Raw genomic sequence first — 24,392 nt, 5'->3', positions numbered from 1 at the left:
CCCCGCCTCGTGGCGACGCCGAGCCTGGACGCCGCCTGTCAGGGCCGCTGCGCGGTCATGAGCACCCAGCCATCGAGCTCGTCGGTCACCTGCAGCGCCATCCAGGGCGCATAGGCCGCCTTGAGCTCGTCCACCTGGCGCGACAGGATGCCCGCCAGCACCAGATGGCCGCCGGCGGCCACGTGGGCACACAGCAGCGGGGCCAGCACCTTGAGCGGCGTGGCCAGGATGTTGGCCAGCACCACCTGGTACAGACCTTGGGCCTGATCCGGCAGACCGGCGTGCAAGGCCACGTGGTTGTTGGCCGCGTTGAGCCGGGTCGATTCGACAGCTGCCGGGTCGATGTCGACCGCGACGATGTCGGTGGCGCCCACCTTGGCGGCGCCAATGGCCAGGATGCCGGAGCCGCAGCCGTAGTCCAGCACCCGCTGGTCGGCGAGGCTGCGTGCCGCGATCCAGCGCAGGCACATGCGGGTGGTCGGATGGGTGCCGGTGCCGAAGGCCAGGCCGGGGTCCAGGCGTATGACCTGTTGGGCTTGCGCCGGCGGTTCGTGCCAGCTGGGCACGATCCAGAACGTGGACGTGATTTCCACCGGGTCGAACTGCGACTGAGTCAGGCGCACCCAGTCCTGGTCGGCCAGCGGGGTCACGGCCAGGATCTCGCAGCCGTCGAAAAAGTCCTGCGCCTGCAGCAGCGCGGCCGCCTCGCGGGCGGCGGCCTCGGCGTTGAACAGGGCCACCACGCGCGAGCGCTGCCAGCCGGCCTTGGGCGGTGGCATGCCGGGCTCGCCGAACAAGGCCTGCTCGGCCTCGGTCAGCGCGTCGGCGTCTTCCACCGACACGCTCAGCGCGTCCAGGGCTTCCAGCGCCTCGCTCAGGGTCTCGACGCGGTCTTCGGGGGCGAGCAGGGTCAGTTCGAACATCAGCGTACCCGCTTGGACAGCCACTCTTCGAGGTAGTGGATGTTGGTGCCACCGGCCACGAAGCTGGCGTCGACCATCAGCTCGCGGTGCAGCGGAATGTTGGTCTGTATGCCTTCGACCACGGTCTCGGACAAGGCCGTGCTCATGCGCGCCAGGGCCTGCTCGCGGGTGTCGCCGTGCACGATGATCTTGCCGACCATGGAGTCGTAGTTGGGCGGCACGAAGTAGTTGGCGTAGACGTGCGAGTCCACCCGCACGCCAGGACCGCCCGGCGCGTGCCAGGTGGTCACCCGGCCCGGCGAAGGCGTGAACTTGTAGGGGTCCTCGGCGTTGATGCGGCACTCGATGGCGTGGCCCCGCAGCTCGATCTGGCGCTGGGTGAAGGGCAGCTTCTCGCCCGCCGCCACCGCGATCTGGGTGCGCACGATGTCGATGCCGGTGATCCACTCCGTCACCGGGTGCTCCACCTGCACGCGGGTGTTCATCTCGATGAAGTAGAACTCGCCGTTCTCGTAGAGGAACTCGAAGGTGCCCGCTCCGCGGTAGCCGATCTTCTTGCAGGCCGCAGCGCAGCGCTCGCCGATCTTCTCGATCAGGCGGCGCGGAATGCCCGGCGCGGGCGCCTCCTCGATCACCTTCTGGTGGCGGCGCTGCATGGAGCAGTCGCGCTCGCCCAGGTAGACGGCGTTGCGGTGCTGGTCGGCCAGGATCTGGATCTCGATGTGGCGCGGGTTCTGGAGAAACTTCTCCATGTAAACCTCCGGGTTGCCAAAAGCGGCACCCGCTTCGGCCTTGGTGGTCTGCACCGCGTGCAGCAGCGCCGCCTCGGTGTGCACCACCCGCATGCCGCGCCCGCCGCCACCGCCCGCCGCCTTGATGATGACCGGGTAGCCGATGGCCTTGGCCGTGCGCTTGATCACCACCGGGTCGGCAGGCAAGGCACCGTCGGAGCCGGGCACGCAGGGCACGCCGGCGCGGATCATGGCCTGCTTGGCCGACACCTTGTCGCCCATCAGTCGGATGGATTCGGGCGTGGGGCCGATGAACTTGAAGCCGCTTTTTTCCACCCGCTCGGCAAAATCGGCGTTTTCACTCAGGAAACCGTAGCCCGGGTGGATGGCCTCGGCGTCGGTCACCTCGGCGGCCGAAATGATGGCCGGCATGTTGAGGTAACTCTGTGCAGACGGGGCCGGTCCGATGCAGACCGCCTCGTCCGCCAATTTGACGTACTTGGCGTCACGGTCGGCTTCGGAGTAGACCATCACGGCCTTGATGCCCATTTCCCGGCAGGCGCGCTGCACCCGCAGGGCGATCTCGCCCCGGTTCGCAATCAGTATCTTCTTGAACATGGCATGGCGCCCATCACTCAATGACGAACAGCGGCTGACCGTATTCGACCGGCTGGCCGTTCTCGACCAGGATTTGGGTGACCGTGCCGCTCTTGTCGGCCTCGATCTCGTTGAGGATCTTCATGGCCTCGACGATGCAGATCGGCTCGCCTTCCTTGATCTGCGCGCCAATCTCGACAAACGCCTTGGCGCCCGGGCTGGACGCGCGGTAGAACGTGCCCACCATGGGCGACTTCACCACGTGGCCCGCCGGCGCTGCGGGTGCTGCCACCTCGGCCGCGACCGGTGCGGCCACCGCCACCGGGGCCGGCGCCACCGCCTGCACGACCGGCGCCACCGCGACCGCGGCGCCCACGGGCGCGCTCTTCACAATTCTGACCTTGCCTTCGGCTTCGGTGATTTCGAGTTCCGACACGTTGGACTCCGACACCAGATCGATCAGGGTCTTGAGTTTGCGCAAATCCATATGTTTCTCCAGTGTGTGCATCTAGAATGCAACAAACCATTTGCAATGGTTCAAAAGCGTGCGGACTATACACGAAGGCCCATTTTCGACCCTCTGGCCGATTGTGGTAAGCAATTTCGGCCATCTACCCGACAAAATGCAGCCATCTGCCATCAATGCCAATCATCCACCATGGGATCGAAGGACCAGGAACGCATGATGGCGACATGGCTCCGTGGTCAACCCGTGATTGGGTGCGTCCGCCAGATGGGCGCTTTTCATGGCTGAAGAAGACAAATCCACCACGGTGACCATGGCCTTGCCGGGCTTGGCGCGCACCCTGGTGGCCGCTGGCAAACTCGACGCCCGACGCGCCGAAGACATCTACGCCCGCGCCCAGGCGCAGCGCGCCAGCTTCATCTCCGAGCTGGTCGGCAGCGGCGCGGTCTCGGCGGCCGATCTCGCCCACACCATGTCGCAGGCCTTCTCCGCGCCGCTGGTCGATCTCGACGCGGTGGACGTCCACCGCCTGCCCCAGGGCGTGCTCGACCCCAAGGTCTGCCAGCAGGCCCGCATCCTGGTGCTGAGCCGGCGCAGCAACCGACTCACCATCGCCACCGCCGACCCCTCGGACCACCAGGCGCTGGAGAAGATCAAGTTTTCGTCCCAGCTGGGCGTGGACTGGGTGATTGCCGAATACGACAAGTTGTCGCGCCTGGTCGATGCCGCCGGCACCAGCGCCAGCGAAGCCATCGACCACATCGTCGGCGGCGAGTTCGAGTTCGACGAGACCAGCGTCGAAATGAGCTCGGGCGAGCCGGCGGAAAAGGTGTCCGCCGAGGTCGAAGACGCGCCTGTTGTGCGCTTTTTGCAGAAGATGCTGTTGGATGCCTTCAGCATGCGGGCATCCGACCTGCATTTCGAACCGTTCGAGACCAGCTACCGGGTGCGTTTCCGCATCGACGGCGAATTGCGCGAGATCGCCAACCCACCGGTGGCGATCAAGGACAAGCTGGCTTCGCGCATCAAGGTGATTTCCAAGATGGACATCTCCGAGAAGCGTGTGCCCCAGGACGGGCGCATGAAACTCAAGGTGGGCCCGGACAAGGTGATCGACTTTCGCGTCAGCACGCTGCCCACGCTGTTCGGCGAGAAGATCGTGATCCGCATCCTCGACCCCAGCAGCGCCAAGCTGGGCATCGAGGCCCTGGGCTACGAACCGGACGAGAAAAGAAAGCTGCTGGACGCGATTTCGCGCCCTTACGGCATGGTGCTGGTCACCGGCCCCACCGGCTCGGGCAAGACGGTGTCGCTCTACACCTGCCTGAACATCCTCAACCAGCCGGGCGTGAACATCTCCACCGCAGAGGACCCATCCGAAATCAACCTGCCCGGCGTCAACCAGGTCAACGTGAACGAGAAGGCCGGGCTGACATTTGCCGCCGCCCTCAAGGCCTTCCTGCGCCAAGACCCGGACGTCATCATGGTGGGTGAGATCCGAGACCTGGAAACCGCCGACATCGCGATCAAGGCCGCACAGACCGGCCACATGGTGTTGTCCACCCTGCACACCAACGACGCGCCGTCCACGCTCACGCGCATGATCAACATGGGCATCGCGCCCTTCAACATCGCCGCCAGCGTGATCCTGATCACCGCGCAGCGGCTGGCCCGCCGCCTGTGCCCCCAGTGCAAGACACCGCTGGACGTGCCCGAACACGCCCTGCTCACCGCCGGCTTCAAGCCGGAGGAGCTGGACGGCAGCTGGCGCCCCTACAAGCCGGTGGGCTGCAACGCCTGCAACAACGGCTACAAGGGCCGGGTCGGCATCTACCAGGTGATGCCCATCACCGAGGAAATGCAGAACATCATCCTGCGCGGCGGCAGCGCGCTGGAAATCGCCAAACAGGCCAGCCGGGAAGGCGTGCGCAGCCTGCGCGAAGCGGGCTTGCACAAGGTTAAACTGGGCGTCACCTCGCTTGAGGAAGTGCTCAACTGCACCAACGAGTGAACACGCCGCCGGCCCACGCCCCGACATTCAGAGGACCCCACATGGCAACCGCGACACAGAAGAACGTCAAGGAGTATCTGTTCGAGTGGGAGGGCAAGGACCGCAATGGCAAGACGGTGCGAGGTGAAACCCGCGCCGCCGGCGAAAACCAGGTGCAGGCCTCGCTGCGGCGCCAGGGCATCCTGCCGAGCAAGATCAAGAAGCGGCGCATGAATTCGGGCAAACCCATCAAGCCCAAGGACATCGCCATCTTCACCCGCCAGCTGGCCACCATGATGAAGGCCGGCGTGCCCTTGCTGCAGTCCTTCGACATCGTGGGCCGAGGCAACCCCAACCCCAACGTGGCCCGGCTGCTCAACGACATCCGCACCGACGTGGAGACCGGCACCTCGCTGAGCTCGGCCTTCCGCAAGCACCCGCTGTATTTCAACAACCTCTACTGCAACCTGATCGAGGCCGGTGAAGCGGCCGGTATCCTGGAAGAACTCCTGGACCGCCTGGCCATCTACATGGAGAAGACCGAAGGCATCAAATCCAAGATCAAGTCGGCGCTGATGTACCCGATCGCGGTGATGGTGGTGGCCTTTGTGGTGGTCACCATCATCATGATCTTCGTGATCCCGGCCTTCAAGGAGGTGTTTTCGTCCTTCGGCGCCGACCTGCCAGCCCCCACCCTGATGGTGATCGCCATCAGCGAATTCATGATCGCCTACTGGTGGCTGATTTTTGGCCTGCTGGGCGGCGGCATGTATTTCTTCCTGCAGGCCTGGCAGCGCAACGAAAAAGTGCAGCAGTTCATGGACCGGGTCATGCTGCGCATCCCCATTTTCGGCACCCTGGTTGAAAAGTCGGTGGTGGCCCGGTGGACCCGCACCCTGTCCACCATGTTCGCGGCCGGCGTGCCCCTGGTGGAGGCGCTGGACTCGGTCGGTGGCGCATCGGGCAACTCGGTCTATGCCCTGGCCACCGAAAAAATCCAGCAGGAAGTCTCCACCGGCACCAGCCTGACCCAGGCCATGACCAATGCCAGCATCTTCCCGTCCATGGTGCTGCAGATGTGCGCCATCGGCGAAGAGTCCGGCTCCATCGACCACATGCTCGGCAAGGCGGCCGATTTCTACGAGGCCGAGGTCGACGAGATGGTGGCCGGCCTGTCCAGCCTGATGGAGCCCATCATCATCGTGGTCCTGGGCACCATCATCGGTGGCATCGTGGTGGCCATGTACCTGCCCATCTTCAAGATCGGCGCGGTGGTCTGAATGGTTGTCACCGATCCCATCGGCCTGCTGCTGGCAGCCATCCTCGGCCTGCTGGTCGGCAGCTTCCTCAACGTGGTCATCCACCGCCTGCCCAAGATGATGGAGCGGCGTTGGGCGCAGGAGTGCGCCGAGCTGTCGGGCCATCCGCCCCCCGAAGGCAAGCCCTTCAACCTGGTGACCCCACGCTCGCACTGCCCGGCCTGCCAGACGCCGATCCACTGGTACCAGAACGTTCCGGTCCTCAGCTGGCTGGCACTGCGCGGGCGCTGTGGCCAGTGTGGTGCCGGCATCTCGGCGCGTTACCCCCTGGTCGAACTTGTGACCGGCGGCTTGTTCGCCTACAGCTTTGCACGGCACGGCTTGAGTGTGAGCACACTCGCCTGGTGCCTGTTTGCCGCCGCCCTGGTCTCCCTGGCCTTCATCGACTGGGACACCACCCTGCTGCCCGATGACATCACCCTGCCCCTGCTGTGGGGCGGGCTGATCGCCGCGGCGCTGCAATGGACCAGCGTGCCACTGGTGGATGCCTTGTGGGGCGCGGTGGCGGGCTACCTGTCCTTGTGGAGCATCTACTGGCTGTTCAAGCTCGCCACCGGCAAGGAAGGCATGGGCTATGGCGATTTCAAGCTGCTCGCCGCGCTGGGCGCCTGGTTCGGCTGGCAGGCCCTGGTGCCCATCATCCTGATGGCCTCGGTGATCGGCGCCATCGTGGGCATCGCGCTCAAGGTGTTCAGCCGGTTGCGCGAAGGCGGCTACGTGCCCTTTGGCCCCTTCCTGGCCGGCGCGGGTTTCGCCGCCCTGTTCTTCGGCCCGCAGGCCATCCTGGGGGCGATCGGGCTGTGAGCGCCCAGCCGCGTTGGCGCCTGGGCCTCACGGGTGGCATCGGCAGCGGCAAGAGCACCGTCGCTGGCCTGCTGGGCGCCCTGGGGGCCCAGGTGCTCGACGCCGATGCCATGTCGCGCGCCAGCACGGCGGCCGGCGGCAGCGCCATGGCCGAGATACGCCGCGTGTTCGGCGACGATTTTGTCGCGGCCGATGGCAGCCTGAACCGCGACCGCATGCGTGCCCAGGTTTTCAGCGACCCGTCGGCCAAGCAGGCGCTCGAGGGCATCGTCCACCCCGCCGTTCAACGCGCCATGGCCGCCGCGCTCCAGGCCAGCACCGCGCCGTGTGTGGTGTTCGACGTGCCCCTGCTGGTCGAATCCCCCCACTGGCGGACGCGGGTCGATGCGGTGCTGGTCGTCGACTGCGACGCCGACACCCAGATCCAGCGTGTCATGGCGCGCAACGGCTGGACGCGCGAGGCGGTGGAGGCGGTCATGCGCCAGCAGGCCACACGGGCGCGGCGGCTCGCGGCCGCCGATGCCGTGGTCTTCAATGGCAGCGGCAACAGCCTGCTGCAATTGGAACAGGATGTGCGGGCGTTCGCCGCGTCATTCGGGCTATGATGGTTCTTTCGCCCCACCCGACTCTGCCTGCGCCGTGATCCTGTACGAGTACCCCTTCAACGAACGCATTCGGACCTACCTTCGGCTGGAGCACCTGTTCCGGCGTCTGGGTGAGCTGGTCCCCCGCACCCACCCGCTGGACCACCACTTCGCCATCCAGACCATCTTCGAGGTGATGGACGTGGCCGCGCGGGCCGATATGAAGACGGACGTGCTCAAGGACCTGGAGAAGCACAAGCAGCAGCTCAACAGCTACCGTGGCAACCCGGCCATCTCGGAAGCCGCGCTCGACCAGGTGGTGAACCGCCTCGACGACTGCTTCAGCGCCCTCAACGCCATCTCGGGCAAGATGGGCCAGACCCTCACCGACAACGACTGGCTGATGGCCATCCGCAGCCGCATCGGCATCCCGGGTGGCACCTGCGAGTTCGACCTGCCGGCCTACTTCGACTGGCAGCACCAGCCGGCCGAACAGCGCCAGCGCGACCTCGGCGAATGGGTGGGCCAGCTCGCGCCCCTGGCCGAGGCCATCCACTGGTTGCTCAAGCTGCTGCGCGATGCCGGCTCCCCCCAAAAGGTGGTGGCGGTGGGCGGGCAGTTCCAGCAAAACCTGCCGCAGGGCCGCACCTTCCAGATGCTGCGCGTGCACATCGATGGCGGATTGGGCCTGGTGCCCGAGATCAGCGGCAACCGCCTGATGTTTTCGGTGCGCATGATGCGCATGGGCGAGGACCACCGTCTGCACGGTGCCACCGACGCCGACATCAATTTCGAGCTCAGCCTCTGCGCATGACGGTGTGACGGTGACCCCAGAGGCATTGCCCCCACGGACCGTGCGCTGTCCCGCCTGCGGCGGCCCCAGCATCTACGCCACCAGCAACCGCTACCGCCCCTTCTGCTCGGAGCGCTGCAAGCAGACGGACCTGGGCGCCTGGGCCAGCGAAAGTTTCCGCATGCCAACCGAGGCACCGCCGGACGAACAGCCCTTCGGCGACCCCCGGCTTCAGTAGCGGCCCGGCTCCTGTTCCAGCCAGTCCAGCACCGGATAGGCTCCGGGCAACACAGGCGACACCGTCAAAGGAAAGGTCTGCCACGCCATCTGCTGGCCTTCGCGCATCTCGAAGTCGCCCTGCCATTCGCGCACCTTGCACCAGTGCAGGCGCACCAGCGCATGGGGGTAATCGTGCTCGGTGACACGCCACTCGACGGCGTCGGCGATGGTCACGCCCAGTTCTTCGTGCAGTTCCCGCCGCAAGGCCTCGGTCACCGTCTCACCGGCCTCGACCTTGCCACCCGGAAATTCCCAGTAGCCCGCATAGGGCTTGCCTTCGGGGCGGGTGGACAGCAGCAGCGCGCCATCCTGGCGGATGAGAATGCCGACGGCCACCTCGGTGAAGGATCGTGCCCCCACGCTCGGCACTTCGTGTGCTCGCTGCCCCCCAAGGGGGTTGGCGCCCGCTTGGGGCGGCCCGGCGCGGTCACCGCTGCTCATCCGGCGTGCCGGCCCGCGTAATCGCGCGCGAACTGGTAAGCCACGCGGCCGCTGCGCGAGCCCCGTTCCAGGGCCCACACCAGCGCCTCGGGGCGTGCCGCCTCGATGGCGGCCGCGGGCACATTGAAAGACGACAGCCACTGCGCCACGATGGCGAGGTACTCGTCCTGGCTGAAGGGATAGAAGCTGACCCAGAGGCCAAAACGCTCGGACAGCGAGATCTTCTCTTCCACCACCTCGCCTGGGTGCACCTCGCCGTCGGCGGTGTGGGTGTAGGTGAGGTTTTCCTTCATGTACTCGGGCAGCAGGTGGCGCCGGTTGCTGGTCGCGTAGATCAGCACATTGGGCGAGGCCGCCGACACCGAGCCATCGAGGATGGACTTGAGCGCCTTGTAGCCCGGCTCGCCGTCCTCGAAACTCAGGTCGTCGCAGAAGACGATGAACTTCTCGGGCCGGCCGGCCACCACATCCACGATGTCGGGCAGATCGATCAGGTCGGCCTTGTCGACCTCGATCAGGCGCAGGCCCTGGGCCGCGTATTCGTTGAGGCAGGCCTTGATCAGCGAGCTTTTGCCCGTGCCACGCGCGCCGGTCAGCAACACGTTGTTGGCCGGCTGGCCGAGCACGAACTGCAAGGTGTTGCGCTGGATCTTGTCCTTCTGCGGGTCGATTTCCTTCAACGACGCCAGGCGCATGTCGGCCACATGGCGCACCGGCTCCAGGCTGCCGTGGCCGCTGCTGCGCTTGCGGTAGCGGTAGGCGATGGAGGCCGACCAGTCGGGCTCGCCCAGGGGTTGGGGCAAGACACTTTCGATGCGGGAGATCAGCTGTTCGGCACGTTGCAACAGACGCTCGAAATGTTCGTTCATGCCGGAGTCAACTCCTGTAGTCGGCGTTGATGGTGACGTAGTCGTGGCTGAAGTCGCAGGTCCAGACGGTGTCGGTCACCGCGCCGCGGTTCAGGCCGATGCGGATGGTGATCTCGCTTTGTTTCATCACGCGCGCGCCGTCTTCCTCGCGGTAGGCCGGGTGGCGCCCACCCTGGGTGACCACGTGCACGTCGTCCAGGTGCAGCTCGATCTTGTTCTGGTCCAGGTCGGCGATGCCGGCGTAGCCCACGGCCGCCAGGATGCGGCCCAGGTTGGGGTCGCTGGCGAAAAAGGCCGTCTTGACCAGGGGCGAATGGGCCACGGCGTAGGCCACCTTGAGGCATTCGTCGGTGCTGTTCCCGCCTTCCACGCGGACGGCGATGAATTTGGTCGCGCCTTCGCCGTCGCGCACGATGGCGTGGGCCAGGGTGCGCGCCACGTCCAGCAGGGCGGCGCGAAGGGCCTGGCCATCGGCCGATGCCAGATCGGTGATCTCGGCATGTGCGGCCTGGCGTGTGGCCACCAGCACAAAGGAGTCGTTGGTCGAGGTGTCGCCGTCCACCGTCACGCGGTTGAAGGAGCCGTCGGCCAGTTCGCGCGCCAGGCCTTGCAGCAAGGCAGGCGCGATCTTCGCATCGGTGGCCACATAGCCCAGCATGGTCGCCATGTTGGGGCGGATCATGCCCGCGCCCTTGGCGATGCCGGTCACGGTCACCGTCTGACCACCCAGGGTGATGCGGCGGCTGGCGGCCTTGGCCACGGTGTCGGTGGTCATGATGCCCTCGGCCGCCTTGAGCCAGTGGCCCGCCTGCGCGTCGGCGATGGCAGTCGGCAGGCCGGCCAGCACGCGGTCGACCGGCAGCGGCTCCATGATCACGCCGGTGGAGAAGGGCAGCACCTGCGAGGGTGCCAGGTCCAGCGCCTTGGCCAGGCCGATGCAGGTGGCCCGCGCGTTCACCAGGCCCGGCTCGCCGGTGCCGGCGTTGGCGTTACCGGTGTTGATGACCATGGCCCGGACACCGGTTCCCATGGCCAGGTGCTCGCGGCAGATCTGCACCGGCGCCGCGCAGTAGCGGTTCTGCGTGAAGACGCCGGCCACCGCCGTGCCCTCGTCGAGCAGGAACACGGTCAGGTCCTTGCGGTTGACCTTGCGGATGCCGGCCTCGGCCACGCCGATGCGCACACCGGGCACAGGGTACAGATCGGTCGCACTCGGTGCGGTCCAGTTCACAGCCATCTCAAACTCCTCAGCTCAATTTGCCGTGGCAGGCCTTGTACTTCTTGCCGCTGCCACAGGGGCAAGGGTCGTTGCGGCCCACGCGGGGCACCTCGCCGGCCACGGTGCTCGCGTCCACGACGGACTCGGCCTCTCCGGTCTCGGTGGGCGCGGTGTAGGTCACGTTGCTCACGCGCTCGGCGCTGGCTTCCAGCGCCTGGGCGGCCTGGGCGATCTGTTCCTCGGACTGGATGCGCACGTTCATCAAGGTGCGGGTGACTTCGTTCTTCACCGTGTCGAGCAGCTGGCCGAACAACACGAAGGCCTCGCGTTTGTATTCCTGCTTGGGCTGCTTCTGCGCGTAGCCGCGCAGGTGGATGCCCTGGCGCAGGTAGTCGAGCGCGCTCAGGTGCTCGCGCCAGTGCGAGTCGATGCTCTGCAGCAGCACCATGCGCTCGAACTGCGTGAAGCTGTCGGCGCCGGCCTGCGCGACCTTGGCATCGAACACCTCGTGGGCGGCCTTGAGCACGCGCTCCAGCACGTCCTCGTCGGTCACGGCCTCGGCCTGGGCCACGAAGTCCACCAGCGTGACTTCCACCGCCCACTCGTCGCGCAGCACCTGCTCCAGGCCGGGCAGGTCCCACTGCTCTTCCACCGTGCCCTCAGGCACGTGGGCGCGCACCACGTCGGTGATGGCGCCCTCGCGCAGGCCGGCGATCTGGGCGCTCAGGTCCTGGGCGTCGAGGATGTCGTTGCGCTGCTGGTAGATCACCTTGCGCTGGTCGTTGGACACGTCGTCGTATTCCAGCAACTGCTTGCGGATGTCGAAGTTGCGGGCCTCGACCTTGCGCTGGGCGCTTTCGATGCTGCGGGTGACGATGCCGGCCTCGATGGCCTCGCCCTCGGGCATCTTCAGGCGGTCCATGATGGCGCGCACGCGGTCACCGGCGAAGATGCGCATCAGCGCGTCGTCCAGGCTCAGGTAGAAACGCGAGGAGCCGGGGTCGCCCTGGCGGCCCGAGCGGCCGCGCAGCTGGTTGTCGATCCGGCGGCTCTCGTGGCGTTCGGTGGCGATGATGCGCAGGCCGCCCAGGGCCTTGACCTGCTCGTGGTCGGCCTGCCACTGGGTGCGCAGCGCCTCCATGCGCTGTGCCTTGGCGGCCTCGTCCAGCGAGGCGTCGGCTTCCACGGCCGCCAGCATCTTTTCGAGGTTGCCGCCGAGCACGATGTCGGTGCCGCGGCCCGCCATGTTGGTGGCGATGGTGATGGCCTTGGCGCGGCCGGCCTGGGCAATGATGTCGGCCTCGCGGGCGTGCTGCTTGGCGTTGAGCACCTCGTGGGGCAGGCCGGCCTTCTGCAGCAGGTTGGCAATGATCTCGGAATTCTCGATCGACGAGGTGCCCACCAGCACCGGCTGGCCGCGCTCGTGGCATTCCTGGATGTCGGCGATGGCGGCGTCGTACTTTTCCTGGGTGGTCTTGTAGACGCGGTCGAGCTGGTCGGTGCGCTGGCTGGGCCGGTTGGGCGGCAACACCACGGTTTCCAGACCGTAAATTTCCTGGAATTCGTAGGCCTCGGTGTCGGCGGTGCCGGTCATGCCGGCCAGCTTGGCGTAGAGGCGGAAGTAGTTCTGGAAGGTGATGGACGCCAGGGTCTGGTTCTCGGGCTGAATACCCACGCCTTCCTTGGCTTCCACGGCCTGGTGCAGGCCGTCGCTCCAGCGTCGGCCCGACATCAGGCGGCCGGTGAACTCGTCGACGATGACGATCTCGCCGCCCTGGTTCACGTAGTGCTGGTCGCGGTGGTAGAGGTGGTGGGCCTTGAGCGCGGTCACCAGGTGGTGCATCAGCGCGATGTTGCTCGGGTCGTAGAGCGAGGCGCCTTCGGCCAGCAGGCCGGCCTGGGTGAGGATGCGTTCGGCGTTCTCGTGACCATCCTCGGTCATGTGGATGGCATGGCCCTTTTCATCGACGGTGAAGTCGCCGGGCTTGATCACGCCTTCGCCGGTGCGCGGGTCGGCCTCGCCCTCCTGGCGGGTCAGCAGCGGCACGACCTGGTTGATGGCGATGTAGAGCGCGGTGTGGTCTTCGGCCTGGCCGCTGATGATCAGGGGCGTGCGCGCCTCGTCGATCAGGATGGAGTCGACCTCGTCGACGATGGCGTAGTTGAGCCCGCGCTGCACGCGGTCCACGGTCTCGTAGACCATGTTGTCGCGCAGGTAGTCGAAGCCGTATTCGTTGTTGGTGCCGTAGGTGATGTCGGCCTGGTAGGCGGCCTGCTTGTCCTCGCGCGGCATCTGCGGCAGGTTGATGCCCACCGTCAGGCCCAGGAAGTTGTACAGGCGGCCCATCCACTGGGCGTCGCGGTTGGCCAGGTAGTCGTTGACCGTGACCACGTGCACGCCCTTGCCGGTCAGGGCGTTGAGGTAGACCGGCAGCGTGGCGGTCAGGGTCTTGCCCTCACCGGTGCGCATCTCGGCCACCTTGCCGTGGTGCAAGGCGATGCCGCCGAGCAGCTGAACGTCGAAGTGGCGCATCTTCATGACACGCTTGCTGCCTTCGCGCACCACCGCAAAGGCCTCGGGCAGCAGGCTGTCGACGGACTCGCCCTGGGCCACGCGGGCCTTGAACTCTTCGGTCTTGGCCTTGAGCGCCTCGTCGCTGAGCTGCTCGAGCTGTGGCTCCAGGCGGTTGATCTGTTCCACCGTCTTGCGGTAGGTCTTGAGCAGGCGGTCGTTGCGGCTGCCAAAGATTTTGGTCAGGAAATTTGTGGCCATAGGTGCTTGACCGGCGGCCCTGCCCTGTCGGCAGGCCGGCGGTGATGACGGATCAGGAAACTCTTGGAATCTGCCAAGCCGTGGGGTCAAAAAATGACAGCAGGCCTCGTGTGAAACGCACGGGGCCAAACTTGCTGATTCTACCCGGGGAGGGATGGCGGGCCGGGCCCACAGGCCTGCCGAGGCGCCGGGTCAGCGGCGCGGTGTGGCGGTGGCCAGGGCGGTGCCCGTCGGGGCCTTGGCGCGCGGTCCGGCACGCGCCTCCTGCGGTTGCGCAGCCAAGCGGCCGGCATCGAGGAATTTCTGCGGGTCTTGCGGCACGCCGGCCACCAGCACCTCGAAGTGCAGGTGGGCACCGGTCGAACGCCCGGTGTTGCCCACCTCCGCGATCTTTTGCCCCCGGCGCACGAGGTCGCCCTTCTTGACAAACAGCCGCGAGGAATGGGCGTAGCGGGTCAGCAGGTCGTTGCCATGGTCGATTTCCAGCGTCTGCCCATAAGCGGCGTTCCAGCCGGAATACACCACCACGCCACCGGCCGCCGCGACGATGGGTGTGCCGGTGTCGGCCGGGAAATCGAGCCCGCTGTGCAGCGCCGACTGGCCGGTGATGGGATCGATGCGCCAGCCAAAATGCGAGCCGGTGTCGACCCCCGCCACGGGGGCCTCGGTCGGCAGGCGGCTGCTGCGCACCTTTTGTTCGAACAGGCTGGACTCGGTGGCGGCCAGCCAGTCCATCTGGCTCAAGGCCGCACCATCCAGGCGCTCCAGCGCCGATTGCAGTTCGGCGGCGGACAACGAGCGCGGCGCGATGAGCAAACCACCGGCGCCCGCCTTGGGCGGGGTGGCCGCGGCCGGCACGCCGGCCAGGCCCGCGACCCGTTCGCTCAGCGATTCGAGCTGCACCAGCCGCGCCTGCATCTGGCCCAGGCGCTTGGCCATGGCGTCCAGGTTCTCGCGCATGATGGCGTCCTGCGAGGCCATCTCGTCCTTGATCAGCAGGCGCACCATGGGCCCGACCACTGGCCAGCCCTGACGGGCGCCCTCCAGGAAGACCCAGTGGTACAGGCCGAGCGAGGTCAGCAACAGCCCCACCGACAGCCCCAGGCCGGCCAGCGCCAACTGCACCCCACTCAGGTGCAGCGCGCGGCTCTTGGCAGCCCAGGCGTCAGTGATAATCAGATGCATACGCTCCTTGCGTCATTCATTCGCGGGCCCATTGATGAACAGCCAGACCCGTACCCACCACCAGATGATGAGCCTGCAACAGGCCGCCAACGCGTCGCCCACGCTGGCGCATTTGAGTGAACTGGTGGCCCAGTCGCAGCAGCGACTGGCCGTGATTTTGCCACTCCTGCCGCCCGGCCTGCGCAAAGCCGTCCGCGCCGGCCCCTTTGACCAGGGCGATTGGTGCCTGCTGGTCGACCACACGGCGGCGGCGGCCAAGCTGCGGCAGCTGATGCCGGCGTTCAAGCTGGCGCTGGAGGGCAAGGGCTTGCCGGTGACAACCGTTCGGATCAAGGTGCAGCAAGGCGCGTGGCGGTAACAGATGCAAGACACCCACAATCCCACCGCCACGCAGCGCGCCTGGATTTTTGCCGCCGCGCTGCTGATGAGCATGAGCTGGCTGATTTCGATCAAGGCAGCGCCTTGGTCCAATCTGTACCAGGAAGCCTGGGCCGCGCTGTCGATCGCGTTGGTGCTGGGCATCCTGCTCTACCGGTCCAAGCCTGCGGCATTCCAGTTTTCCTGGGTCAGCGCCCTCTGCCTCGGGCTGCTGTTCATCCCTGCCATCCAATACGCCTTTGGACTGATCTTGTGGTGGGGCGACGCGGTGATACAGACGACCTACCTCGCTGGTTTGCTGATGGCCATCACGGCCACCCAGCAGTTGGACCAGCGTGCCCAACACACGTTGTTGACCGCTATGGCCCTTTCACTGGTGTTGGCATCCTGCGCGTCGGTGCTGTTCCAATGGTTTCAGTTGTCCGGTTTTCGGCTGGAGTGGCTGCGCCAGGAAATCTACATCACCCGCCCCAGCGCCAACCTGTCGCAACCCAACCACCTGGGCACCCTGCTGGTCTTGGGTCTGGTGTCGGCGCATTTCCTGTTTCGCCAGGCATGGATCTCGCGGGCCTTGCTGCTGCTGATCAGCGCTTTGCTGAACTTCGGCATTGCTCTCACGGCATCGCGCACCGCCCTGCTGGGCGTAGTCGCCGTGGTGGCCTGGCATGCCTATGCGCAGCGACGCGGACGGGAAGACAAGGATCCGCATTGGACAGCAGTGCTGCTGATGCTGGTGCTGGCCCAGGTGTTCGTGTGGCTGATGTGGCAACACTTTCCCTTCGGCGCCATGCTGGACCATGCGTTCAACCCCGAACTTCTGCGGACCCATTCGGCACAGCGGCTGGACGCCTGGCTCATGTTTGTCCACCGCGTGATTGAGTCGCCCTGGGTGGGCTATGGCATGGGTCAGGTCGGCATTGCCCACCTGATCGGCGAAACCCACGTCCATCCCTTTGGCGCATTGTTTCAAAGCGCGCACAACATCGCGCTGGACGTGCTGCTGTGGGTAGGCATTCCACTGGGCATCTCTATTCTGGGTGCTGGCACCTACATCGTTGCTCGCGCGCTGACCATGGCCACCGACGGCCAGCGCCTGGCCAGCGGTGCCATCGTCGCCATCCTGAACCATGCCCTGCTGGAATACCCGCTGTTTTACAGCTACTTCCTGCTGACTGCGGGGGTGTTCATTGGCGCGAACTCACCACGTTTCACCCTGCGTTCTGGCCAAGCCCAGCTCACTCAGCGCTGGCTGCTGGTGCCGCTCGCCCTGCTGGTGGCCGCAGCGGGTAAATTGGCCTGGGACTTCAAGGCCACCAGCGAACTGCTGGCGCGCACGGACGTCACGCAAAAGCCGAGCGACGCTGCCAGGGACGCCGCCACCGCCCACCTGGGGGTCAACCAGCACTGGCTCAAGCTGATCCAGTACAGCCTGACCGACCTCCGCTCAAATCCTCACCTCGTCGATTTGCAGGAACTCCAGGCGGTCTTTTTCCGTTTTCCCACCGTTCATGTGGGCCTGAACTACGCCATACAGCTCCAGATGCGTGGCGAATCACAGGAGGCCCAACACTGGCTGCGACAAACTTGCAGCGTACAGTCGCCGCGCCATTGCGATTACCTGAAAACGCAATGGATAGCATCACTCAACACCAACGCCTCTTGGCCCACCACGGTGTTTGACTCCGCCGCGCAAATGTCACCACGTTGAAAAGCAGAAAAGCCGCATCCTTTCGGCATGCGGCTTATACGGGTGACCCCAACACCAAACTGATCAATAAGGGATGCTGATGACAGTGGTTGCGACACCGGGCGCCAGAGGCGTTCCCGTGACTGAATGCGCGCCCGCCGCGCCCGCGCCAACGATACCCGAGCAAGCTCCAGGCGTGTACGCGGGCATCGCGGCCGTGTTACTGTTGATCAATTCAGCGGACCAGACACCCGCATGCGCGCGAGTATCGGCTCGGCAAGCCCCTTCAGCCGAGCGGATGCGGTAGTTGTTGTACTGGGGAATGGCAATGGCAGCCAAGATACCGATGATCGCAACAACGATCATCAACTCGATCAGGGTAAAACCTTGCTGGACACGTTTCATGGAAAACTCCTATAAGTTTAGAGAAGCAACAATAGCAAATTTCAGACGATAAGCAAACAATATCGACAAAAATTGAATGCGGTGCGGGATTGAAACCACAAATCGCACTCTATAAAAAAACAAAAGACCGCTTTGTCCCGAATGAAAAGAAGCCACAGATCTGTGGCTTCTTTAAGGCTCTTCACTCCATCGCCACCAAGTCAGCTAATGTTGCAACTGCCACGGTAAGCACTGGAAAATCAATACGGAATGCTGATGACAGTGGTTGCCACACCAGGAGCCAGAGGCGTGCCGGTGACGGAGTGAGCCCCCGCTGCACCTGCACCAACAATGCCCGAGCAAGCTCCAGGCGTGTATGCAGGCATCGCGGCCGTGTTGCTGTTGATCAGCTCAGCCGACCACACGCTGGCATGCGCACGGGTATCCGCTTGGCAAGCACCTTCAGCCGAACGGATGCGGTAGTTGTTGTACTGCGGAATGGCGATGGCGGCCAGGATACCGATGATCGCGACCACGATCATCAGTTCGATCAGGGTAAAACCTTGCTGAACACGTTTCATGGAAAAACTCCTAAAAGAGTGAGATGGACCATGCCAGCAGCAAACGCCGTGCCAAGCCCAGGCAACCCTGAAACAGGGGATCTCAAGGCTTTTTGGAGGCCTGGGATCGCCATTTTTGGCAACTTTTGACGCACCACGGGCTGAAAACTGACATTTTTTGTCAATCTCAGCGCACAAACGGAGCCTATCAAAGGCAAAAAGCCTCCAAGGCGCGTGCCTGGAGGCTTTCATGCATTTTAGGTGGTGCGCTTGTCGTAACCACCATTGCCTCTGCAAGCCGCATGATTGCTATGTTTTCGCACATCACTACGACAAAAATACCGTCAAAAATACCGTCACGCCTTGTGCCCTGCCCATCCTGGCCAGCTCGTGTTCACGGCACAACCCCCTAAGGGACACCACTGAACAGTCCGAGATCGGGGCGCGAATTACCCGCATCGGCACCTCGCCGGGAGAACCTGGTCAGTCAAACGCACCATCGACCTGCATCACGGCCTCGGATGCACCGGCCAGTCGCTGAAGCACCTGGTGGATTTCCGCGTACAACAGACGCTGGACTGCTGCCGGGTCGGACTCAGCCGCCAGTATGGGCCCCATACGCGCAGCAATCTGGATCAGTCCCTCGCGGGTGGTGGCGTAATCCAACGCCAGTTGGTCCTGCACCGCCTGCACACGGATCAGCTCGCGCCGCAGCCTGGCCTCATCCATCTCGGCCATGTTCGCCTCCGCGATCTCGCGCCGGGTGCGGGCAGCGTCCCGGTGTTCGTCCGGGAAGTCCGGCATGGGCGGCCAGGCCTCAGCCGGATCTGGCCGGCGACTGGCGGCCACAGCCAGCGGAGCCGGCGTCGGCTTGCGGGCCGCCACGTTCTGCCGGGCCTCTCGCCAAGCTTGCGCCGCTTCCGCCGATTCGACGGGCATCCCCTGATGTTTCAGTTTGCTGATCGACTGCTTTGACAGCCCCAGCCGACGCCCTAGTTCACTTTGAGAAATCATCTTGTCTACCTCCTGTTGGTTGTCCACTGTCCACCGTCCACCCTTTTTCCAGACCACGCACTAGGTCGACAACGGGGCGCGAATTACCCTTACCGCGACCCTCCCGGGAGGACCCATGAACGCCTGGGGCCGGGTTCGTCCTTCCGGTTGGTCACTTTTTTCGCGGTAACAGCGGTAACGCGGTAACCGTCACTGTAAGTCATTGATTTAAAAAGGTTTTCTCCGTTACCGGCACTGCGTTTTTTGTTACCAGGACGAATTCGCCGGTAACTTTCGAATCGCCTCCAAAAGTCAGAATCAAGCATTTACAGGGCCTACCGAGTTAGCGACCACTTACACATTAACTTTGCCGGTTGCCACCCCAACGAGAAAGCACTATCCGAACACCATGGAAGATGACCCACCAAACCGTGGCCAGTCACCCTCTGCGATCAGCAGCACCCATGTGGTCGCACCTGGTGAGACTTCGTGGTGGCCACCAAGGCAAGTGACGCCTGCAGCTGGTAGCGCCACTCAGCACAATCGTCGATCACAGGCTGCGCAAGTAACCAGAGGTGTTCCACCTTGGAAAGTCCGCGCGAAAGTTGACTCTCCCCCGCGCCCCTCCGGCGCCCGGCCAGCCCTGCCGCAGCCGCGGCACAAACAAGAACGGGAGGCAATCGGTCTGAGTGCCTCCCGCATCGGAATGAAAGGTGACAGGCTCCCAACGAAAAGGAGCATCGCGTCCGCAACCTGTCTTACATGTGGACTGCCCTCCACATGCGCGGTGCACCGTTGGTGCTTTCCCGTGACTATCAACAAGCAACCGTCTTCAGATGAAACAGCCGCTGGCCAGGTCGATACTCAGGCAGCGCTGCCACGCACGATGCCGACCCGCCCCAGCATGGCGGCGCCCAGATCGGCCACGCCCTTGACAGCGATGCCATCGATATGAATGGAATCCTTGGGGCGGCTCTCCACCCGCAAAGGCTTCTGAGCGCCTAGCAGGCGGACAACAGCAATGGTTGGCGCCAGCGTTTGATCGGCCAGCGCGTACCAACGCCCAGCAGGCAGGTCTGCCATGGCTGCAACCTGCACGTCCATACCTGCCTCACGGATCACTCGCCGTGCGGTGGCCTCCAGCTCGGGCTCCACCACCAGGTGCCTCAGCTCCAGATCGGCATACTCGCCGCCCGGAGCCCTCTGCCGGCGCAGCAGGCGGATCGCCTCGTTGAGCGCGTCTTCATCAAAAGCACCCGGCGTGGCCAGATTCCCAAAGTCAGCATGAAACACCGGCTGCGCATCATCCATGCTGCCCGAAGACTCGAGCGCGGCGGCCACCAGTCGGGCCTCCAGGCGTGAAGTGGCAGCGCCGTACGCTGCAAACATTCGGCCGATCTCCAGCACCTCGTTATTCACCACCGCCCGACGGGTCACACCGAACAGGCGCGCATACCGCCCCAGTCGAATGCCCTGCGCACCGCCCACGCTCTCAACAGTGCCCCAAGAGATTTCCGCATTCGGACCAAGCAACTGGGGGGACACTTCGAGACCAAGGCCGGGCACATCAAAAGGCTGGTAGTTCTTGGCCTCGACCACGCCACAAAAAGCCAGGTGCTGCGCCTGCTTGCCATAAGTGGCCACAGTGACCTGCAGGCCTGCCTGGCCCAAGGCGTCTTTGAAATCGTCGGTACCGATGCCGGAACTCATCGCAGCAATCCGGTTGCCACCGGCGAGACCGCGGCCATTTTTTAACCCTGCGGCATGGGCAATCGTTCCAAGTGCGCCATCCTCACAAATGAGGCGGGCCAGCGGATGGGGGCGTTCCACATCGAAGCCCATCCCCATGGCAATGGCGTCGGCAGCCGCCGCAACGACCTCCCGTGGATTCCGGTCTACAGAGAAATTGACAGTCATATTGCGTCCTTGAAACTGGTTTTAGGTTGAAGGGCGCACGCCCTTTTTCGTGACTGCAGTTTCTCTGGCCCAAGCCGAAAATGGCTGCCTATTCTTTCGGGCCGGACCGCTTCACGGCGATGTCGTAAATCCGTCGCTGCTCCCTGGGAAATTGCGTGCGGCAGCGGAACAACCGACACAGCAGCACATCGGATGGCGCCGCTGGCCGCACGCTGCCCAACTGGACCCGAGGCCACACGCGCGACTCGAACTGCTTGATCTTTTGCTCGACCCGCATCGCCAGTTCCCACCGAGAGCAGCGGCCATCGTCCAGCAGCTTCGCCAGCTCAGCGAGCAGGCGCCTGGCCTCGCGTTTGCGCTCGTGCTGACCTAGGCCAAAAGCACATGCCAGGTCAGTCCCTCCAAGGTAGGCGAGGCAGCTCTCGCGCACCCAGTTCAGAACCTCGGGGTCGGTGTCGCCATCGGCGGCGCGCTCGATCATTTGCAACGATTGCTTCATAGGTCGAGCTCGAAAATTTTCGTGGTGATCTGGTACACGCGCGTTCGCTTTGCCATACCCGGCACTGCGACGACTGTGGTTGACCGTGAACCCCCTGATTTCTCTTGGTACTTGACCAAGCAGCCGTGATCGATCAGCACCTGCGCCACGGTATCCGGGTCGAAGCCCTTGGCTATCTCTGTTCGGAAAACCTCTGGCAAAACCAGCCACTCAAGCGTTTCATCCTCACGCACCATCAAAGATGGGTCATCAGTAGACAGACGCCGGGAGATTGGTCGCCCATCGGCGGTGAGTACTCGCCGCCATCCCGCGCGATAGAGCGTCTTGCTGTTGTGATCGTCGAACACCCTGTGGAAGTAACCGAATCGACCCTCACCGTGCATCTCAAAGAAGTTGCGCACCTGGCGCAGGATCGACCGAATTTCTCCGTTGCCAGTACCGCCTCTGGACGCCAGCCAGGCATTGAAGCAAGCACGGGCTGCACGCTCACTTTCACCCACGGCCCAGCCCGTCAGGCCCGCAGCGGTGGCCAGTTCACCGGCCGCACCCACCAGGGCAAAGCGGGCGCCCACACGCTCCACCTGGCCGCTGGCGGCCTCGGGCACGATCTGGTCGCCCAGCTGCCCCGCAGCCTCACGAATGCGGGCCTTGAGGCCGTCTGCGTTCTCGGTCAACCACTGCAGCCAGGCACGGCCTGGGGCGCCGTACACGGTGCCGGCCAGCCCCACCACCTGGCGCGAGAACGCGGCGCCACCGTCCAGGCCGTGCAGGTTCTCGAAAGCGCCCAGCCCCTGGCCTGCGTCGGCCGGTATGTCGGCCATGCGCACTTCCTGGCCGGTGCGGGTGCGCTTCATGCCCTCGGCCATGTGGTCGGCAAGGCCCAATTCACCAGCACTTAGGAACAGCAGGCGCCAGGACAGGCGGGCACGGGCCGCACCGCTGCGCGTGGACCGGGCCTTGCTCTGTTCGTTGGCCAGCATGTAGGCGCACTCGCCGGCCGTCTTGGGGTCCACCTGGGCCAGTTCGTCCAGGATCAACAGGCCGTCGCAGTGTTGGGCCGCGATGGCCTCCAAGGCGTTGTCAGTTGTTCGCCACCGCTGCAGGTAGCTCGGGCCACCGTACACACTGGCGGCCACCTTCAAGGCCGTGGTCTTGCCGCTGGAACTGTCGCCCCGGAAGTGAAAGCCTCCACTCTCCACGCCACCAGGGCGCAGCAGCGGACCGGCAAAGGCGCAGGCCACAGCGAACACCAGGCGCGAATTGCCGGCGCACAACGCACCCACGCGGTCGCGCCATTGCTCGGCCGTACCCTTCACGCGAAAGGTGTTTTCCTGGGCGTTCTCGCTCTGGAACACGATGCGTTCGGCATCGTCGCCGATGGTTTCGTGCGGCAGCACGAAGGCGCGGCCGTGCCAGCCCACGCGGTCGGTGCAGGTGGCGTAGTCGTCGGGGCTTCGGGTTTGGATGTACTGCGTCAGCAGGTTGCGGGCACGGGGGCTGGTGGCGATGCGCAGGCCCTCATTCAACAGCGTGGCGCGGTATTCGCCACCGTCGCCGGCCAGCATGCGGGCAGGCATGGCCCATTGTTTGGGGCGGCCCAGCGGGTCGGCGAAGTTCAGCAGGTAGCCCCAGCCGTGGCCATCCGCATCACGGGTCAGTGCCTCCACATCGAGGCGGCTGCACACCCATTCGGGCTTCGTCGGTTCGCCGTCCTTGTCCACCCCACGGTGGAACACGCCGTCATCCACAACCATGAAGCGGTCCCACTCGGGGGCGGGCTTGTCGGGTGGCGGTGCAGGCGCACCAGGTGGCGCACCAGGTGGCGCAGTGGGTGGCACACCGGGCGGCACAGGCGGGCCGCTGACACCGTTTGCAGTCGCTGGCCCTGCCCAGCCCTTGGCCCTGGCCTGTTTCGCGTCCTGGGCGGCCTGCTGTTCGGCCGTGTGGACATTGATGGCGGATTGCACAAGCCCCCTCACAGCATCAAGCCCCGCAGCACCGCCCACGTGTTGGTGTAAGTCGTTGAAGTCGCTGCCACCATCGGGCAGGCCCTCGGGAAACACCACCAGGCCGCGCACCGCTTGGGCCGCTACGCTGGCCTTCATGCGGCCGGGATTGGTGCCGGTCTGCGCCTCAGTGGCGGCATCATCGTCACCGGCCACCACCAGCAGCGCGGCCGGGTGCGCCTTGCGCAGGGCGCGGGCCACGTGCACCAGGTTGCCGGCATCAAAGGCCACCGCCACCGTGTAACCCGTGGCCTCGTGCAAGCTGGCGCAAGTGGCGAAACCCTCGCTCACCAAAAGGGGACCTGCGTTCACCTTCTCGGGGTCTAGGAAATCACCCAGCATGTGCCACAGCCCCGACTTGCGGCCACCCTTGAGGAACAGTTTTTCCGGCGCTCCGCTGGCGGGTTTCTCAGGTGCGATGCGCTGCAGGTTCCACAGCGTGCCCTCAGCATCGCGCACGGGCACCAGCAGCCAGCCACCCGGCGCAAAGCGCACCCCGTGGGCCTGCACACCCTTGCGCACCAGGTAAGGGCTGGCGCCAGCCTCGCTGGCGGCTTCCCACTGCGTCACCGCCTCGGCAGCGGCTGCAGCGTGGCGGGCCTCGGTGTCGGCCTGTTCCTGGCGCTGGCGCTCAAGCCGTTTGCGCTCGCGTTCGGCCAGCTCGGCGGGCGTGGGTGCGGGCGGCGGCTGGTCGGCCTTGGGGAGTTCAAACCCACCATCCTGGGCCATCTTCAACACCGTGGCAACGCCCACACCTCCCCCGCTTTTCACACTGCGCCAGGTGGCCGTGACTGCCTTCTTGTCATACCTGTCACCATCGGTTGCGCTCCAGGCATCGAACAGATCAAAGCCGGCAGCGTCCGGGAATTCGCTCTTGATGCCCATCGCCACCCGCGCCCATTCGTCACGGGGCAGGCTGGCGGGCACGTAGGCCAGCGCCTGGCGGATCAAATCGGGGGTGACACTGGTCATTCGGCCACCGTCCAAGTCGCGTC

At 65.0% G+C, this 24,392-nt stretch carries 20 protein-coding genes and 2 pseudogenes; 8 read left to right on the top strand and 14 right to left on the bottom strand.

Features of this window, described 5'->3' with window-relative positions; genetic code table 11:
- Positions 1–38: 38 nt before the first annotated feature.
- Genes prmA through accB form a run of 3 tightly spaced genes read right to left on the bottom strand, consistent with a single transcriptional unit; the run spans position 39 to position 2,738 of the window.
- Positions 39–923, bottom strand: a complete 885-nt coding sequence (gene prmA, locus AAHB17_RS07755) for a 50S ribosomal protein L11 methyltransferase (protein ID WP_342129964.1) — start codon at positions 921–923, stop codon at positions 39–41.
- Positions 923–2,272, bottom strand: coding sequence for an acetyl-CoA carboxylase biotin carboxylase subunit (gene accC / locus AAHB17_RS07750; protein ID WP_342129963.1), 1,350 nt, complete (start codon positions 2,270–2,272; stop codon positions 923–925). Before accC ends, prmA begins: the two co-directional genes overlap by 1 nt.
- 13 nt (positions 2,273–2,285) lie before the next feature.
- On the bottom strand, positions 2,286–2,738 hold the full coding sequence (gene accB, locus AAHB17_RS07745; protein ID WP_342129962.1) for an acetyl-CoA carboxylase biotin carboxyl carrier protein: 453 nt from the start codon (positions 2,736–2,738) through the stop codon (positions 2,286–2,288).
- A gap of 259 nt (positions 2,739–2,997) precedes the next feature.
- Here accB and pilB point away from each other — a divergent pair, with 259 nt between their 5' ends.
- From pilB to AAHB17_RS07715, 6 genes are read left to right on the top strand one after another with little or no spacing between them, the layout of a single operon-like run.
- Positions 2,998–4,728, top strand: a complete 1,731-nt coding sequence (gene pilB, locus AAHB17_RS07740) for a type IV-A pilus assembly ATPase PilB (RefSeq protein ID WP_342129961.1) — start codon at positions 2,998–3,000, stop codon at positions 4,726–4,728.
- 41 nt (positions 4,729–4,769) lie between these two features.
- Positions 4,770–5,987, top strand: coding sequence for a type II secretion system F family protein (locus tag AAHB17_RS07735; RefSeq protein ID WP_342129960.1), 1,218 nt, complete (start codon positions 4,770–4,772; stop codon positions 5,985–5,987).
- On the top strand, positions 5,988–6,830 hold the full coding sequence (locus AAHB17_RS07730) for a prepilin peptidase (protein ID WP_342129959.1): 843 nt from the start codon (positions 5,988–5,990) through the stop codon (positions 6,828–6,830). It begins immediately after the preceding gene.
- Positions 6,827–7,435, top strand: a complete 609-nt coding sequence (coaE, locus tag AAHB17_RS07725) for a dephospho-CoA kinase (protein WP_342129958.1) — start codon at positions 6,827–6,829, stop codon at positions 7,433–7,435. The genes AAHB17_RS07730 and coaE overlap by 4 nt, the downstream gene beginning before the upstream one ends.
- A gap of 34 nt (positions 7,436–7,469) precedes the next feature.
- On the top strand, positions 7,470–8,228 hold the full coding sequence (gene zapD / locus AAHB17_RS07720; RefSeq protein ID WP_342129957.1) for a cell division protein ZapD: 759 nt from the start codon (positions 7,470–7,472) through the stop codon (positions 8,226–8,228).
- A 40-nt stretch (positions 8,229–8,268) separates the two neighbouring features.
- Positions 8,269–8,445 (top strand): DNA gyrase inhibitor YacG, encoded by a 177-nt coding sequence (locus AAHB17_RS07715; protein WP_446719569.1) that lies wholly within the window; start codon positions 8,269–8,271, stop codon positions 8,443–8,445.
- On the opposite strand, the gene AAHB17_RS07710 is transcribed toward AAHB17_RS07715, so the two are convergent.
- The 5 genes from AAHB17_RS07710 to AAHB17_RS07690 all read right to left on the bottom strand — a co-directional run bounded on the left by AAHB17_RS07710 (position 8,439) and on the right by AAHB17_RS07690 (position 14,973).
- Positions 8,439–8,846 (bottom strand): NUDIX domain-containing protein, encoded by a 408-nt coding sequence (locus tag AAHB17_RS07710; RefSeq protein ID WP_342129955.1) that lies wholly within the window; start codon positions 8,844–8,846, stop codon positions 8,439–8,441. The two genes, AAHB17_RS07715 and AAHB17_RS07710, sit on opposite strands and share 7 nt — an antisense overlap.
- Positions 8,847–8,923: 77 nt before the next feature.
- Entirely contained in the window at positions 8,924–9,796 is an 873-nt protein-coding gene (locus AAHB17_RS07705; RefSeq protein ID WP_342129954.1) for an ATP-binding protein, read from the bottom strand.
- 7 nt (positions 9,797–9,803) lie between these two features.
- Positions 9,804–11,033: a bifunctional glutamate N-acetyltransferase/amino-acid acetyltransferase ArgJ gene (gene argJ / locus AAHB17_RS07700; protein ID WP_342129953.1), complete on the bottom strand. Its 1,230-nt coding sequence runs from the start codon at positions 11,031–11,033 to the stop codon at positions 9,804–9,806.
- A 10-nt stretch (positions 11,034–11,043) separates the two neighbouring features.
- Positions 11,044–13,788: a preprotein translocase subunit SecA gene (gene secA, locus AAHB17_RS07695; RefSeq protein WP_342129952.1), complete on the bottom strand. Its 2,745-nt coding sequence runs from the start codon at positions 13,786–13,788 to the stop codon at positions 11,044–11,046.
- Positions 13,789–13,980: 192 nt separating this feature from the next.
- The gene (locus tag AAHB17_RS07690) at positions 13,981–14,973 is read right to left on the bottom strand and encodes a M23 family metallopeptidase (protein WP_342129951.1); all 993 of its coding nucleotides are present in this window, start codon (positions 14,971–14,973) and stop codon (positions 13,981–13,983) included.
- Positions 14,974–15,007: 34 nt separating this feature from the next.
- Between AAHB17_RS07690 and AAHB17_RS07685 the strand changes: the two genes are divergently transcribed.
- Together AAHB17_RS07685 and AAHB17_RS07680 are read left to right on the top strand one after the other, a co-directional pair.
- Entirely contained in the window at positions 15,008–15,331 is a 324-nt protein-coding gene (locus AAHB17_RS07685) for a hypothetical protein (protein ID WP_342129950.1), read from the top strand.
- A 3-nt stretch (positions 15,332–15,334) separates the two neighbouring features.
- Complete coding sequence (locus AAHB17_RS07680; protein WP_342129949.1) at positions 15,335–17,059, top strand: PglL family O-oligosaccharyltransferase; 1,725 nt, start codon at positions 15,335–15,337, stop codon at positions 17,057–17,059.
- A gap of 258 nt (positions 17,060–17,317) precedes the next feature.
- Here AAHB17_RS07680 and AAHB17_RS07675 read toward each other — a convergent pair.
- The 6 genes and pseudogenes from AAHB17_RS07675 to AAHB17_RS07650 all read right to left on the bottom strand — a co-directional run.
- Positions 17,318–17,443, bottom strand: a pseudogene (locus AAHB17_RS07675) (prepilin-type N-terminal cleavage/methylation domain-containing protein); the annotation flags it as partial.
- Positions 17,444–17,877: 434 nt separating this feature from the next.
- Positions 17,878–18,003: pseudogene (locus tag AAHB17_RS07670) on the bottom strand (prepilin-type N-terminal cleavage/methylation domain-containing protein); the annotation flags it as partial.
- A 462-nt stretch (positions 18,004–18,465) separates the two neighbouring features.
- The gene (locus AAHB17_RS07665; protein ID WP_342129948.1) at positions 18,466–18,996 is read right to left on the bottom strand and encodes a hypothetical protein; all 531 of its coding nucleotides are present in this window, start codon (positions 18,994–18,996) and stop codon (positions 18,466–18,468) included.
- A gap of 843 nt (positions 18,997–19,839) precedes the next feature.
- Positions 19,840–20,892, bottom strand: coding sequence for a phage major capsid protein (locus tag AAHB17_RS07660; protein WP_342129947.1), 1,053 nt, complete (start codon positions 20,890–20,892; stop codon positions 19,840–19,842).
- Positions 20,893–20,980: 88 nt separating this feature from the next.
- Positions 20,981–21,391 (bottom strand): hypothetical protein, encoded by a 411-nt coding sequence (locus AAHB17_RS07655; protein ID WP_342129946.1) that lies wholly within the window; start codon positions 21,389–21,391, stop codon positions 20,981–20,983.
- Entirely contained in the window at positions 21,388–24,369 is a 2,982-nt protein-coding gene (locus tag AAHB17_RS07650) for a DUF927 domain-containing protein (RefSeq protein ID WP_342129945.1), read from the bottom strand. The genes AAHB17_RS07655 and AAHB17_RS07650 overlap by 4 nt, the downstream gene beginning before the upstream one ends.
- Positions 24,370–24,392: the final 23 nt, after the last annotated feature.

This window comes from Hydrogenophaga sp. OTU3427, assembly GCF_038440225.1.
In the GTDB taxonomy this organism is placed as follows: Bacteria; Pseudomonadota; Gammaproteobacteria; order Burkholderiales; family Burkholderiaceae_C; genus Hydrogenophaga.
This window is presented reverse-complemented; position numbering and strand designations above follow the sequence as displayed.

Excerpts from the sequence above, each read along its gene's own strand:
- prmA (WP_342129964.1), bottom strand. The coding sequence starts at position 923 with ATGTTCGAACTGACCCTGCTCGCCCCCGAAGACCGCGTCGAGACCCTG.
- accC (WP_342129963.1), bottom strand. The coding sequence starts at position 2,272 with ATGTTCAAGAAGATACTGATTGCGAACCGGGGCGAGATCGCCCTGCGG.
- accB (WP_342129962.1), bottom strand. The coding sequence starts at position 2,738 with ATGGATTTGCGCAAACTCAAGACCCTGATCGATCTGGTGTCGGAGTCC.
- pilB (WP_342129961.1), top strand. The coding sequence starts at position 2,998 with ATGGCTGAAGAAGACAAATCCACCACGGTGACCATGGCCTTGCCGGGC.
- AAHB17_RS07735 (WP_342129960.1), top strand. The coding sequence starts at position 4,770 with ATGGCAACCGCGACACAGAAGAACGTCAAGGAGTATCTGTTCGAGTGG.
- AAHB17_RS07730 (WP_342129959.1), top strand. The coding sequence starts at position 5,988 with ATGGTTGTCACCGATCCCATCGGCCTGCTGCTGGCAGCCATCCTCGGC.
- AAHB17_RS07705 (WP_342129954.1), bottom strand. The coding sequence starts at position 9,796 with ATGAACGAACATTTCGAGCGTCTGTTGCAACGTGCCGAACAGCTGATC.
- argJ (WP_342129953.1), bottom strand. The coding sequence starts at position 11,033 with ATGGCTGTGAACTGGACCGCACCGAGTGCGACCGATCTGTACCCTGTG.
- secA (WP_342129952.1), bottom strand. The coding sequence starts at position 13,788 with ATGGCCACAAATTTCCTGACCAAAATCTTTGGCAGCCGCAACGACCGC.
- AAHB17_RS07690 (WP_342129951.1), bottom strand. The coding sequence starts at position 14,973 with ATGCATCTGATTATCACTGACGCCTGGGCTGCCAAGAGCCGCGCGCTG.
- AAHB17_RS07685 (WP_342129950.1), top strand. The coding sequence starts at position 15,008 with ATGAACAGCCAGACCCGTACCCACCACCAGATGATGAGCCTGCAACAG.
- AAHB17_RS07680 (WP_342129949.1), top strand. The coding sequence starts at position 15,335 with ATGCAAGACACCCACAATCCCACCGCCACGCAGCGCGCCTGGATTTTT.
- AAHB17_RS07665 (WP_342129948.1), bottom strand. The coding sequence starts at position 18,996 with ATGATTTCTCAAAGTGAACTAGGGCGTCGGCTGGGGCTGTCAAAGCAG.
- AAHB17_RS07660 (WP_342129947.1), bottom strand. The coding sequence starts at position 20,892 with ATGACTGTCAATTTCTCTGTAGACCGGAATCCACGGGAGGTCGTTGCG.
- AAHB17_RS07655 (WP_342129946.1), bottom strand. The coding sequence starts at position 21,391 with ATGAAGCAATCGTTGCAAATGATCGAGCGCGCCGCCGATGGCGACACC.
- AAHB17_RS07650 (WP_342129945.1), bottom strand. The coding sequence starts at position 24,369 with ATGACCAGTGTCACCCCCGATTTGATCCGCCAGGCGCTGGCCTACGTG.